Genomic DNA, 12,529 nt, shown 5'->3' with positions numbered 1-12,529 from the left:
TCAGGGCTTCGTATCTGCCGCCGCTGTAGAGGACCGTCCGGTCTGGGCGACGCTGCTTTGAGGGCTGCTATGGCCCTGGGAGACTGACCGCGGCCCAGGCGAGGTGGGGACTGGCGAAGGCTATCCCGTGGTCGCCCTGAACTATTCGGCCGCCTGATAAGCGCTGGCAAAATCGTTAGCTTGGGAAGGAAGGCTGCTCCGGCCAAGAAACCTACCTCAACGCGTAAAGCGAAAGCCTGATCTCAATTTTGCGAAGCGCTCGCTGGGACCGGCCGCAACGCGGTCAGGATCAAGAACCTAGCGTGCGACCAAGCGACACCAAGCGCTACCCGTTGTCCAGCTTGGAAGATGATTGCCGTCGTGGTTTCTCCGACACGCCAGCGCCCGGCAGACCTTCTTTTCTGGCCTTGGCAAACGCCCGGTCGCCTTCCAGGAACCCGACCAGCATAAAGGGGATCAGTTCCGCCACCGTTTCGGACTCGCCATAGGTCTCACGGTAAAGTGCGGCATAGTCGTTGAGTGCTTGGCTCAAGTCGGCGGCAACGGTGATGGTGATCTTCGAAGGTGTCCGGTCCGGAAGTTTTCCGAGTTTCAGGTTAGCCATGAAGTCCTCCTGTTCACCCCGTGTATGGCCGCAACACGAGGTCCTTGTGCACGATGACGCGCAACGGCCAACCAGGGCGGACGGTGATCGTGGGTTGGACGTTCAGGTTCTTTTCAGTGATCCGTTGGCCGGCTTGACTGACGTTCTGCTGGGTGGATTCACGAATCGCCTTGACTAAGTCGCTTTCGTTTTCCCCAAAGGTCAACTCGGTACCAACCCCCAGCAATGTGGCCACGGCGATGCCCTTGATCAGCTGCCAAGTATGGAAATCCACCTTGTCCTCGAGCCCGGCATAGCCGGCCGCGTCGGTCACGGGCAGATTGTCGATTTCGATCGATGAGCCGTCCGGCATCACAATGCGTTGCCACACCAACAGAGCGCGCCTTTGGCCAAAGGCTACAACGCTATCGTAGGTGCCGATCAGCCGTGAGCCCTGCGGGATGAGCAGGATGCTGCCGGTGACGCTGTCGCGCACATTCTCGGTAACCTGCGCGACGACGAGGCCGGGCAAGTCGGAATTGATGCCGGTGATCAGGCTTGCCGCAATCACGCTGCCGGCCATGATCTGATAGGGCGAAGCCGGCGTCTGCAGCGCATGCGGATTGTAGATCCCGCTGGTGTTCCGTTGATCGATAAAATCGAGCTTGCGCTGTTGGTTGTTCTGGTCGCCCTCGGCCGGGGCGACGGAAGCTCGCGTGCCTTCGGTATCTGGCTGCTGAGGCGCCGTCTCGAAAGGTGAACGTCCGCCCTGCCCATTGCTAAAAGCTTCCGTTTGCTGGAGTCGGTTTTCGATGCGGAAGAGGACTTGCGACTCGCGCGCCTCAATCGCTTGTTGTGCAAGCCGCTGCGCCTCGGCGGAAACGTCTTGCCCAGGTGCGATGCCAAGCTGGCGCTGGTGCTCGAGAATAGGACGGCCGAGATCCCCGGGCAGCGGCGGTCCAAGCACCGGAGCCTTCGGCTTGCTCCCGGAATAGTCCTTGGGCAGCGATTCAAGTCCCTCGGCGGTCGGCTTGCTGTCCGTGCTGTAGAGCTCTTCGGCCTGCTGTTTCAGGCGCAATGCGGATCCCTGCAGCGCCATCATCGTGACGCCAAAAACAGCGCCGGAACCAACAGCAGCGATCGCGACGATTATGCCGCGCCTGAACCGCACCGGTCGGCGGGGCGAGGCTCGCAGCTGCAGCTGTTCGGGATTGAGCTTCGGCGGAGCATTCGGATGGGAAGTATCGGTCATGAGCCTCCCCTCACCTGCCAAAACGCGAAAACAGCGAAACCCGCCGCGGCGGTTTCCGACCGTCGGTTCTCGTAATGCGCACCACCTGCTGCTGTTTGGTGCCCAGCCTTAGCTCGGCCGCAGCAAAGAGGCGATCGACGATGTAGTAGTTGCCGCGCATGCGATAGTTGACGAGCTGGTTGTCCCCGTCGGCTCCGACGATGAAGAGCGGCGGCGCCTCACCTTGGTCTATACGGCGCGGGAATTCGATATAGACCCTGCTGCCATCATCAAAGGCGCGCGTCGGTCTCCATGGTGGCGTGTCGCCGGCGATCGAATAGCGGAAGCGGATGTTTTCGAGTGCTACGTTCGAGGCCGCGGGCATTTCAGCCTCGGCCTGAGCGTTGCGCCGCCGAAGCGCCACGAGTTGGTCTTCGCTGTAAATCCAGGAGAGCGCCGCCATGGCAGTTTTCTCAGTGCTTTGAAGCTGCAGGTGATAGGATCGCCTGTCCGTCGTGATGACCAGGTTGGTGGCAAGCCCCGGCGCGAATGGCTTCACCAGCACATGAGTGCGCTGGTCATCGCCTGAGCCACTAACGGTGTCACCGATCACCCAACGGACCGTATCGCCGGCTGAGACCGAGGTCAGCTTCTCGCCCCGCTGCAATGAGATATCGGTGACGCGCTCCGGCGCGGCGTAGAGCTGGTAGAGCGCGCCGTCGGCAAAGGGGTAAACCTGCACCGCATTGACATAGCCAAACTTGGTGGGTTGTTGCGTCGCCGCCTTGTTGGCATCGGCGACCTGTTCTTCCGGCGAGCGCTTATCTGGGGCGGGCTTGCCGGGTGCGGGCATCAACTGACCAGGCAACGGTAACGGTTTCGGCACTTCCACGACCTTGACCGGCTTCTCCGGCGCCTTCTCGATCGCGGCTGGTTTGAAGTCCTCGTGGTCATAGGAAATCTGAGGCGGCGGCACTGGCTTCGAGGCACAGGCCGAAAGAACCGCAGCAGACGCCGACAGGATCAAGGCAGCACGAAGCAATTGGGCTCTATTTGTCATTGGCGGGCTCCTTAGGGGAAACGGGGGTTGGCGCGGCGCTGTCGAGCTCGCGCGACCAGTCGATGGCGTTGATGAAGACGCCGAGCGGGTTCTTGCGCAGCTGCTCGGTTGTCCTAGGCGGGCGGATGAGGATGGTGAGGATCCCGATCCAGCGCGTCGTGCTGGCGAGGCTGCCGCGCTCGAACACCTGCTCGGTCCATTTGACCTGGAACGAGCTGTCGGAAGCCCTGACCACGCTGGTCACCTGCACTGACACGCTGCGCGTGCCGATTTGGCCGAAAGGGTCGTTCGCCTTGGCATATTCGTTGAGGAAGAGCGCCGCTCGGTCGGTGGCAAAGTCGTAGGCCGACAGCCAATTCTGCCGCACCAGAACCGCATCGGTGGAAATCGAACGAACATTCTGGATGAAGCGGCTGAGATGCCAGGCGATCTGGGCATCGTCGGGCTGGTAGTTTTGGACTGCCGGCGCGACCGCGTGCGCCTCGCCAAAGCGGTCGACCTCGACGACATAAGGCACGACGCGGCCCTGCATCGATTGCCACAGAAGCCCACCGGAAAGCCCCGTCGTCAGAGCCAGGCAGCCAAAGGCCATGAAGCGCCAGTTCTTGGCCTGGACGCGCGCCGTGCCGATGCGCTCATCCCAGAGTTGGCTGGCCTTCTGGTAGGGTGTTACGGGTTCGGGCGTCTTTCCATAACGCTGAACGGGTCGCTTGAAGAGCATCTAGTCTTCCTTGTCATTGAGGGAGGGATTGGCGCCGCTTCCGCCCCGATCTCCATCGCGCACCGCCTGCGTGGCAGCATTGCGATGGGCGCGTGCGGTCTGTTCGGAACGCAGACGCCTTGCCCAGACCGGCGCGGGGTCAGAGGCTGCAGCGGGCGAGGTTCCTGTCTTTGACGCGGTCGGCATGCCGCCGGTCGCGGTCCAGCCGGCATCGCGACCGGCGTCGGCACAACGGCTGAATGGTTCTGCTGCGGATCGCATTCCCCGCATCGCGGCGCCGCTAGCGGCACTCGCAACCCCCTGCAGCCCAGCAGCTACCCCGGACAGCCCGGACTCGGGCGATGTCGCGCGCCCCGTCTGCCAAGCGACGGTGGCAGCGGACCCCATGGCGGTGCCGGCACGGACTGCGGCGAGGCCGCCGCCTGTTGCCATGCGCGCGCCGGCAAACGCAGCGCCTCCGGCAACGAGCGTTGATCCAGCTGCGGCCGCCGTTGTTCCAAGTGCCGCGCCGGCGCCAAGCTGCGGCGCGCCGGAAACAAGACCCGAGGCAATCCCGGGGCCGAAAATGCCGAGCCCAAGCAGCGCCAGCGCACCCAGCACCTGAGACATGGCCGCCGCCAGGTCCGGCTCCTGGCCCTGCAGGGCGGACGCGAACTCGCCAAAGAGCGTGGAGCCGATGCCGACGATGACGGCAAGCACCATCACCTTGATGCCCGACGAAATCACATTGCCGAGCACGCGCTCGGCCAGAAACGCCGAGCGGTTCCAGAGCGCGAAGGGCACCAGGACGAAGCCGGCCAGCGTGGTGAGCTTGAACTCGAGGATGGTGATGAAGAGCTGGATGGAAAGAATGAAGAAGGCGATGAGGACCAGGAACCAGGCCAGAAGCAGCACGAAGATGGTGAGCGCGTTACCGAAGATCTCGGGGAAGCCTACTAGCTGGCTCGCTTGATTGAGGAGCGGCCAGGCGCCCTCAAAGCCGGCCGCGGCAATGCGGCCTGGCCGTAGGAGACTGTCGGCGGGCAGGTTGCCGGCCGATGCGTTTATGCCGAGACCGGCAAAGGAGCGGTAAATTATGTCGGCGAGGTTCTTGAAATTGTTCAGGACGAAGGCGAAGGCGCCGACATAGAGCACTTTGCGAACAAGCCGGCCAAGAATGTTGGGCTCGCCGCCGAACGCCCAGACCAGGCCCGCGAGCGTGATGTCAATGCCCATCAGAATGGTGGTGAGAAAGGCAACGTCGCCCGAAAGCAGACCGAACCCACTGTCAATGTAGCGGATAAAGGTCTCCATGAAGCGATCGATGACTCCGAGGTCGTTCATGTCGCCGCCTTCCTCGTTGTCTTAAAGAGCTGACGATCAGTTGCCGGGATAAGCCGTGCCGGTGCCCAGGAAACGCTTCGTCGTCTCGCGAGCGGCTTCCTCGGACTGCGCCTTGCGCGCCGCATCCTCGGCCTCGGCCCGGAACTGGGTCGCAAGCAGCGTCTGGATCTGCATCTGCTGCTTGGTCGAAAGCGCGATCAGCTGATTGGTGGCCTGGCTTGCCTCGAGGGCACCTGCCGCGCCCTGACTGCGATTGACGAGGTCGGTAAGCAGGTCGCCATCGGCCTGCACGTTCTCGACGATCTGCGACTGCGCGCTCATGGTCTGGCGGAACGCCTGCATGGCGCTCTGCCAGCGCTCGCGCGCGGCGCTCGCCACATCGCTGACCTTGATGGTGGCGTCGTAGCTTTCCGGATATTGCCGGCGCCACTGGTCCTGCAGCTTATCGAGATCGAAGCTCAGGCCGCTCGCCTGGGTCATCAGACCGTCAATCCGTTGGAGCGAGCCGGTAAGCTGGCCCACGGAAGAGAAATCCAGGCGCTGAAGGTTGCGCGCCATGTTCTGCAGCATGGTCGCCTGGTTCTGAAGCGACTGGATTTGGTTGTTGATCTGCTCCAATGCGCGTGCTGCCGACAGCACATTCTGCGTATAGTTGGACGGGTCAAACACGATGAGCGCATAGGCCGGCTGGACGTAGTCAGCCATCGGTTTGGCGATCAGGGAAACGGTGACCAGGCTAGTAAAAAGGCGGCGTCCGATCATGACGATTGCTCCTTGTTAGGTTGAGGAAATTGCTGGAGAAGCTCGGCAGCCCAATCCAGGCCGCGCGCACTGAAGAAACGGGCGGCAAAGCTGCCTCGCCCTTCTTCGGAAAGAATATTGTCGATCAGGGTCTGCGCGGCCGGGTCGGAGGCGCCGCAAAGCGCAAGAGCGATCGGGCCTAGCCCGAGCTCGAAAAGGCGATTGCCGCGGCGCGACTGCAGATAGTAGTGGCGCTTCGGCGTGGCGCGGGCGACCAATTCGATCTGTCGCTCATTAAGACCGAAGCGCTCATAGGCTGCCCGTGCCTGCGGCTCCACCGCACGATCATTGGGGAGAAAAATGCGCTGCGGGCAGCTCTCGATTACTGCGGGTGCGATAGAAGAGCCGGCGATGTCGGCAAGCGACTGCGTCGCGAAGATGACGGAGACGTTTTTCTTACGCAGCACCTTCAGCCATTCGCGGATGCGGGCGGCAAAGAGCGGGTTGTCGAGATAGACCCAGGCCTCGTCGAGCATGAGCAGCGTCGGCCGCCCGTCAAACCGGTCCTCAAGACGATGGAACAGATAGGTGAGCACAGGCAGCACAGCGCCTTGGCTGTGCATCAGCTCCTGGGTCTCGAAACACTGGACATCCGAGATGGCCAGCCGGTCGTCATCGGCATCGAGCAGCCGGCCGAATGGACCGTCGAGCGTGTAGGGCATCAACGCCGATTTGAGCGCATTGGACTGAAGCAGGACCGACAGGCCAGTCAGCGTGCGTTCCTGCGCCGGCGCGGTGGCGAGGCTGGTGAGCGCCGACCAGATTGCCTCCTTCACCTCCGGGGTGACGGTGACATTCTCGTGGGCAATGAGGCCGGCGATCCATTCGGCCGCCCAGCTCTGTGTGGCCGGGTCGTCGATGTGGCGCAGCGGCTGGAAACCAAGCGCACCATTCGCACCCAACGCATGGTGGTCGCCGCCCATGGCAAGCGCGGCGGCGCGGGCCGAATTGCCTTTGTCGAAGACATAGATTTGCGCGCCAGCGTAGCGCCGGAACTGCAAAGCGATCAGGGCAAGCAGAACCGACTTGCCGGCACCGGTCGGCCCGACAATCAGCATGTGGCCGACATCGCCGATATGGGTCGAAAGCCGAAACGGCGTCGAGCCGCTGGTTTCGGCGAAAAGAAGCGGCGGAGCGTAATCGCCGGTGACCTCGGCAAGGTGCTCGTTCTCCGCTGGACCTGCCCACACGGACGACAGCGGCACGAGATGGGCAAGGTTAAGCGTGTGAACGAGCGGCTGGCGAACGTTGGCGTAGACATGACCCGGCAATGAACCAAGCCACGCTTCGACGGCATTGATGCTTTCGCGAATGGTGGTGAAGCCGAGCCCGTTGACGATCCGCTCGACGGCGCGAAGCTTTTCCGCGGCGGCTTTACGGTTCTGATCCCACACCGTCACCGTTGTGGTGAGATAGCCGAAGCCGACATGATCGCCGCCCAATGCCTGCAGTGCTGCATCGGCATCGAGCGCCTTGTTGTCGGCGTCGCTGTCGACGAGAGGCACCGGTTCGTTGGTCACCACCTCGCGCAGAATAGCCGCGATCGATTTGCGCTTGGCAAACCACTGCCGGCGGAGCCGAGTCAGCGTCTTCGTGGCTTCCGCCTTGTCGAGTGGAATGAAGCGCGTCACCCAGCGATAGGCGAAATCCTGGTTATTGAGCGCATCAAGGATTCCTGGCCGGGTGACGTTCGGAAAGCCGAGAACTGTGAGCGTGCGCAGATGCTGCTCGCCCAGCATCGGCTCTAGGCCGCCGGTCAGCGGCGCGTCAACCAGGACGCCGTCGAGATACATTGGCGTTTCCGGCACGGCGACCGGATGACGGCGTGTCGAGATCGTGCCGTGCAGGTACGTCAGGGTCTCGGCATCGTCGAGCGCGCGCACCTCGGGCACGAAGCCCGAAAGAAGATCGAGAACGCGGTCAGTCTCGTCTCGGAACCGGGCAAGCTCCTGGCGCCAGTCTCTTTCCCCTCCCAAGTCATGCGAGTCGACGAGAGCACTTTCCGCGCGCGCTTGGCCATCGGGCCCAGGCATGAAGACCAAGGTCAGATGATAGATGCTCTCGAAATGCGCGACCTTGCCCTCGAAGGCCGCGCGCCGTTCCTCATCGATCAGCCATGAGGCAGCATCGGGAAGCGCCGAGCTGGGGTAGCCCAGCGCTTCGCTGCGCTCGGCCTCGAAGAATAATGCCCAGCCGGAGCCGAGCCTTTTCAGCGCATTGTTTGCCCGCGCGCATATGCCGATAAGTTCGGCCTCCGTCGCGCTTTCAAGGTCGGGGCCACGAAACCGCAATGTCCGCTGGGAGCTGCCATCCTTGTTGAGCACGATGCCGGGCGCGACGAGTGCTGCCCACGGCAGATGGTCGGCAAGCCGGTCGGCTTTGCCGCGGTATTCGGAAAGCTTCAGCATGCAAGCCAGCCCTTTTGACGAAGATGACGGACAAGCACGCTGGCAAAATCCGGATCACGCCGTGCGGCAAAGACCGCGAGCGTGTGGCCGGCGATCCAGAGGATCAGACCGGCAATCCACTGCTGCAGGCCTAGGCCGATGGCCGCGGCCACCGTGCCATTGAGGATCGCCACCGCCCGCGGCGCGCCGCCGAGCAGGATCGGCTCGGTGAGCGCCCGATGGACCAGAACCTCGAAGCCTTCGATATGCTGCTCTCCGGTGCTCATCAGACGACTGCCCCGCCGCCAAAGGAGAAGAAGGAAAGAAAGAAGCTCGAGGCCGCGAAGGCGATCGACAGGCCGAAGACGATCTGGATCAGCCGGCGGAAACCGCCCGCCGTGTCGCCGAAGGCAAGGGTCAGGCCGGTGGTGATGATGATGATCACCGCGATGATCTTGGCGACCGGCCCCTGCACCGATTCCAGAATCTGCTGCAGCGGCTGTTCCCACGGCATGCCGGAGCCGGCAGCGTGGGCCTGGGCCGTGAGAAGAAGCGCGACGGCGGCGGACGAAAGAAAGCAAATTTTCCTGCGCATGAGACGACCTTTCAAAGCTGCTGGAGTTGCGGAAGGGTGAGCGGGGTGACGGCGTAATCGCCGCTGCCGTCGAGACCCGTGACCTCGGCGATCGCGTCAACGCGGCGCGCGGGCCCTCTTCCGGCAATAAAGATGACCAAGTCGACGGCATCGGCGATCAGCCGGCGGGGAACGGTGACAACGGCTTCCTGGGCGAGCTGCTCAATACGATAGAGTGCGGAGCGTGCCGAATTGGCGTGAACCGTGGCAATGCCGCCGGGATGTCCGGTGTTCCATGCCTTCAACATATCGAGCGCTTCCGCGCCTCTGACTTCGCCGACGATGATTCGGTCGGGCCTCAGCCGTAAGGTCGAGCGTAAGAGATCGGCGAGTGTGATGGAGCCCCGCCTCGTCCTCATGGCAACGCAATCCTTGGCCGCGCATTGCAGCTCGCGGGTGTCCTCAATTAGGATCACCCGCTCATCGCATTCGGCGACTTCTGCCAGTAGAGCATTGGTAAGTGTCGTTTTGCCCGACGATGTGCCGCCGGCGACCAGGATGTTGCGCCGCTCGCGAACCGCCTTCCTCAGGGCATCAGCCTGCAGCGGGAGCATGACGCGATCGGCGACATAGTTGGCCAGCGTGTAGAGTTTTGCCGCCGGTTTGCGGATAGCGAAGCATGGCGCCAGCACGACCGGCGGTAGCAGACCCTCGAAGCGCTCGCCTGATGGCAATTCGGCACTGACAATCGGACTATCTGCATGCGCCTCGGCGCGTACATGGGAGGCGACGAGCCGGATGATGCGTTCCGCCTCGGAAGGATGCATATGCACGCCTGTATCGACCCGGCCTTCTCCCAACCGGTCTAGCCTGAGCGTGCCATCGGGATTGACCATCACCTCGATGACGGTCGAATCGGAAAGGGCCTCGGTGATCGCGGCGCCCATGGCTGTGCGCAGCATGGCTCGGCGGCGGTGGTCCGCTGCGGGATGAGAGTTCATCCTTCGCCTCCGTTGCCATTGCCGTAACCAAGCGAGCGCTTCCCGGAGGCAATCTGGCGACCGACCTGCTCGACGAATTTGTCAAAGCGCTCTTGGGCGATCGCCTGTGTCGCCCGATCCGGAATTGGCGTGTGGGCATGAAGCGTGATTGAAAAGCGGATTAAGAGCGCCAGGCTCTCCAGAGTTATTTCGGCGTCGCGCCTGACATGGTCGAGATCGCGGGAAAGACGGTCCAGCCGCTTGCCGTAGCGCTGGTCGAGCTCGTTTTCACCACGCCGTTCGATGAAGGCCTCGACCGCTTTCGCGACGATAGCCGATTTCGTGGTCGACGGGTTGCGGCTGAGGGTTTCCAGCTTCTCGCTCAATTCGGGTTCGAGCAGAAACTGGTGGCGAATGCGATGGGGCTTCATACGTCTCGTTCCGACTGGCCGGCGCTGATGCGCCGGCGGTGCGAACGAACATCGCCGAGATCCGCAAAATCGCTTATGGGCGTTATCTACGCCGAGATACGCCTCAGTTGCGGAAAGCGTTCAGAAGCCGGGGATGATGTCCTTGTCGTCGCCCCTTCCCTCGTTGAGGCCGTAGGCGCTCGCCGCGGTAGAAACCCGGTCCATGACGCGCTTGTCTGCGGGTGCCTCGGCGTCATCGTCCGACAGATTGAAGAGGTCATCCTGATCAGGCTCCCGAGAAACGACGACGTGTTCTTCAGGCAGGCCGGGATGACGCTGCTGTTGCACGCCGCTCCCTTCTTCGATTGCCGCGCCGGCGTTTTCGTCATCGGCAGCCAGACGGCGGTCAACACTGCGGACTTGTCCGCTCCAATCGTCGGGGCGCGACGCAGGACAGTCCGCGTACAGACCCTCCCGCAACACCGGCGCCGGCAGCACCCGTTCGGTGAAATTCGGATCCTGGTAATAACGCAACTTCTGGGCGCGGATCGGCGGCAACCCCGAAACAAGGATTAATTCGTCAGCTTGCGGCAACTGCATCACTTCGCCAGCCGTCAGCAGCGGGCGAGCAGTCTCCTGGCGACTGACCATGACGTGCGAAAGCCAGGGCGCCAGCCGGTGGCCGGCGTAGTTGCGCATGGACCTGAGTTCCGTCGCCGTACCGAGCGCATCCGATATGCGTTTGGCCGTGCGCTCGTCGTTGGAGGAAAAGGCAATGCGCACATGGCAATTGTCGAGAATGGCGTTGTTCTCGCCATAGGCTTTGGAGATCTGGTTCAAGGATTGCGCGATCAGATACGCGCGGATGCCGTAACCCGCCATGAAGGCGAGCGCGGTCTCGAAGAAGTCGAGGCGGCCAAGAGCCGGAAATTCGTCTAGCATCATGAGCAGTTGGTACTTGCGGCTTTTCTTCGGGTCACCTTCCAGCCGCTCCGTCAGTCGCCTGCCGATCTGATTGAGCACCAGTCGCACCAGTGGCTTGGTGCGCGAGATATCCGATGGCGGCACCACTAGATAGAGCGACATCGGTCGTTCCGCATCCATGAGGTCGGCAATGCGCCAGTCGCAGGCCGATGTTGCCGAGGCAACCGTCGGATCACGATAGAGCCCGAGAAATGACATTGCGGTCGAGAGAACGCCAGAACGCTCGTTCTCTGACTTGTTCAGCACCTCGCGAGCCGCCGAGGCCACGACGGGATGGACCCGAGGTGTGTCCGCCGTGCCGAGGTGGTTGGTGGTCATCATCCGCAGCAGTGTCGCGGCAAACGAGCGTTGCGGATCCGACAGGAAAGTGGCGACGCGCGCGAGCGTCTTTTCTTCTTCCGCGTAGAGCACGTGCAAGATGGCCCCGACCAAGAGTGAATGACTAGTCTTCTCCCAATGATTCCGCCGCTCCAGCGCGCCTTCCGGATCGACGAGAATGTCCGCGATGTTCTGAACGTCGCGGACCTCATCTGAACCCCTGCGCACTTCCAGCAGCGGGTTATAGCGCGCCGATCTCGAGTCGGTCGGATTGAACAGGAGGCAGAAAGAGAACTTCGACCGCCAGCCGGAAGTCAGCTGCCAGTTCTCGCCTTTGATGTCGTGAATGACGGCCGAGCCGGTCCAGGAAAGAAGCGTTGGAACGACCAATCCCACGCCCTTGCCCGAACGTGTCGGCGCAAAGGCCATGACATGTTCCGGCCCGTCATGTCGCAGATAGTGATCCTTCAGTTTGCCAAGGAAAACGCCGGCCGGCTCAAACAGGCCTGCCTTCTCGATTTCCCGAGCCGCGGCCCATCGTGAGGAACCGTAGGTGGTGACCACCCCCCTCTGCCGCGCGCGCCAGAGGGAGCCAGCTATTGCGGCCGCACACCCCAAGAATCCGCTGGCTCCGGCAAGCATGCCGGCCTTGTCGAAGACCTCAGGCGCATAGGCGTCGAATTGAAACCACCATTCGAACAGTTTCCACGGCTTGTAGATCGGCCGGGCCGCCGCGGCAAACCATGGCGCGCCAAGCTGCGGCTGATACTCCAGCATGTGGGCGCACCATTGCGTTGCCGCCCATACGCCAACGATGACGATGGCGAACACAACGACTATCTGGCCGACAAGGAGCTTCGTCGGTGTCACGGGCACAGCCTCCACTGTTTGGTAGTAGATGGAAGCAGCATGACGTGACGTTTCAGAATATCGAAGATACCCAATATACGCGCCCGTGCGATGCAGTGAACGTTGCAGGCTTGGCAGACTGGGGCGCCAAGAAGTGTCATCGCGAAGGGCGAAGAGCGAATGACTTGTATGGTGCCGTTTCCAGACTGTCAGCATACCGGCGGCGGCAAAAAACTAAGCAGACGTCGATGGACTAGGTTGCTGCTGACCTGGACTCCAGGATTCTCACGTAGATTCGTCTGACCGGT

At 62.3% G+C, this 12,529-nt stretch carries 12 protein-coding genes; all 12 read right to left on the bottom strand.

The features are described 5' to 3' along the window. Window positions 1-325: 325 nt before the first annotated feature. Complete coding sequence (locus NKI69_RS24295; RefSeq protein WP_352722661.1) at window positions 326-604, bottom strand: DUF2274 domain-containing protein; 279 nt, start codon at window positions 602-604, stop codon at window positions 326-328. Window positions 605-617: 13 nt separating this feature from the next. Beyond that, complete coding sequence (locus tag NKI69_RS24290) at window positions 618-1,835, bottom strand: TraB/TrbI/VirB10 family type IV secretion system protein (protein WP_352722660.1); 1,218 nt, start codon at window positions 1,833-1,835, stop codon at window positions 618-620. Between the two features lie 10 nt (window positions 1,836-1,845). After that, window positions 1,846-2,874, bottom strand: a complete 1,029-nt coding sequence (trbG, locus tag NKI69_RS24285; protein WP_031259890.1) for a P-type conjugative transfer protein TrbG — start codon at window positions 2,872-2,874, stop codon at window positions 1,846-1,848. Then, window positions 2,864-3,595, bottom strand: a complete 732-nt coding sequence (trbF, locus tag NKI69_RS24280; protein ID WP_352722659.1) for a conjugal transfer protein TrbF — start codon at window positions 3,593-3,595, stop codon at window positions 2,864-2,866. Before trbF ends, trbG begins: the two co-directional genes overlap by 11 nt. Continuing rightward, window positions 3,596-4,918 carry a P-type conjugative transfer protein TrbL gene (trbL, locus tag NKI69_RS24275; RefSeq protein ID WP_352722658.1) on the bottom strand — a complete coding sequence of 441 codons (1,323 nt, stop codon included), beginning with the start codon at window positions 4,916-4,918 and terminating at the stop codon, window positions 3,596-3,598. A gap of 36 nt (window positions 4,919-4,954) precedes the next feature. After that, window positions 4,955-5,680 (bottom strand): P-type conjugative transfer protein TrbJ, encoded by a 726-nt coding sequence (trbJ, locus tag NKI69_RS24270; RefSeq protein WP_023697876.1) that lies wholly within the window; start codon window positions 5,678-5,680, stop codon window positions 4,955-4,957. Then, window positions 5,677-8,127: a conjugal transfer protein TrbE gene (gene trbE, locus NKI69_RS24265; protein ID WP_352722657.1), complete on the bottom strand. Its 2,451-nt coding sequence runs from the start codon at window positions 8,125-8,127 to the stop codon at window positions 5,677-5,679. The genes trbJ and trbE overlap by 4 nt, the downstream gene beginning before the upstream one ends. Beyond that, window positions 8,121-8,393, bottom strand: coding sequence for a VirB3 family type IV secretion system protein (locus tag NKI69_RS24260; protein ID WP_023689361.1), 273 nt, complete (start codon window positions 8,391-8,393; stop codon window positions 8,121-8,123). The genes trbE and NKI69_RS24260 overlap by 7 nt, the downstream gene beginning before the upstream one ends. Continuing rightward, window positions 8,393-8,701 carry a TrbC/VirB2 family type IV secretion system protein gene (locus tag NKI69_RS24255; protein ID WP_352722656.1) on the bottom strand — a complete coding sequence of 103 codons (309 nt, stop codon included), beginning with the start codon at window positions 8,699-8,701 and terminating at the stop codon, window positions 8,393-8,395. The genes NKI69_RS24260 and NKI69_RS24255 overlap by 1 nt, the downstream gene beginning before the upstream one ends. 11 nt (window positions 8,702-8,712) lie before the next feature. After that, on the bottom strand, window positions 8,713-9,681 hold the full coding sequence (gene trbB / locus NKI69_RS24250; protein ID WP_352722655.1) for a P-type conjugative transfer ATPase TrbB: 969 nt from the start codon (window positions 9,679-9,681) through the stop codon (window positions 8,713-8,715). Then, complete coding sequence (locus NKI69_RS24245) at window positions 9,678-10,091, bottom strand: CopG family transcriptional regulator (RefSeq protein WP_023708017.1); 414 nt, start codon at window positions 10,089-10,091, stop codon at window positions 9,678-9,680. Before NKI69_RS24245 ends, trbB begins: the two co-directional genes overlap by 4 nt. A gap of 120 nt (window positions 10,092-10,211) precedes the next feature. Then, complete coding sequence (locus tag NKI69_RS24240; protein ID WP_352722682.1) at window positions 10,212-12,242, bottom strand: conjugal transfer protein TraG; 2,031 nt, start codon at window positions 12,240-12,242, stop codon at window positions 10,212-10,214. Window positions 12,243-12,529 lie beyond the last annotated feature (287 nt).

The sequence above is a fragment of the Mesorhizobium sp. M0491 genome (genome assembly GCF_040321265.1).
Classification (GTDB): domain Bacteria; phylum Pseudomonadota; class Alphaproteobacteria; order Rhizobiales; family Rhizobiaceae; genus Mesorhizobium.
Note: the sequence above shows the minus strand (reverse complement) of the source record. Positions and strands in the feature narration are given on the sequence as shown.

Bases quoted from the DNA above. Each gene is read 5' to 3' on its own strand.
- NKI69_RS24295 (WP_352722661.1), bottom strand. From the start codon at position 604: ATGGCTAACCTGAAACTCGGAAAACTTCCGGACCGGACACCTTCGAAG.
- NKI69_RS24290 (WP_352722660.1), bottom strand. From the start codon at position 1,835: ATGACCGATACTTCCCATCCGAATGCTCCGCCGAAGCTCAATCCCGAA.
- trbG (WP_031259890.1), bottom strand. From the start codon at position 2,874: ATGACAAATAGAGCCCAATTGCTTCGTGCTGCCTTGATCCTGTCGGCG.
- trbF (WP_352722659.1), bottom strand. From the start codon at position 3,595: ATGCTCTTCAAGCGACCCGTTCAGCGTTATGGAAAGACGCCCGAACCC.
- trbL (WP_352722658.1), bottom strand. From the start codon at position 4,918: ATGAACGACCTCGGAGTCATCGATCGCTTCATGGAGACCTTTATCCGC.
- trbJ (WP_023697876.1), bottom strand. From the start codon at position 5,680: ATGATCGGACGCCGCCTTTTTACTAGCCTGGTCACCGTTTCCCTGATC.
- trbE (WP_352722657.1), bottom strand. From the start codon at position 8,127: ATGCTGAAGCTTTCCGAATACCGCGGCAAAGCCGACCGGCTTGCCGAC.
- NKI69_RS24260 (WP_023689361.1), bottom strand. From the start codon at position 8,393: ATGAGCACCGGAGAGCAGCATATCGAAGGCTTCGAGGTTCTGGTCCAT.
- NKI69_RS24255 (WP_352722656.1), bottom strand. From the start codon at position 8,701: ATGCGCAGGAAAATTTGCTTTCTTTCGTCCGCCGCCGTCGCGCTTCTT.
- trbB (WP_352722655.1), bottom strand. From the start codon at position 9,681: ATGAACTCTCATCCCGCAGCGGACCACCGCCGCCGAGCCATGCTGCGC.
- NKI69_RS24245 (WP_023708017.1), bottom strand. From the start codon at position 10,091: ATGAAGCCCCATCGCATTCGCCACCAGTTTCTGCTCGAACCCGAATTG.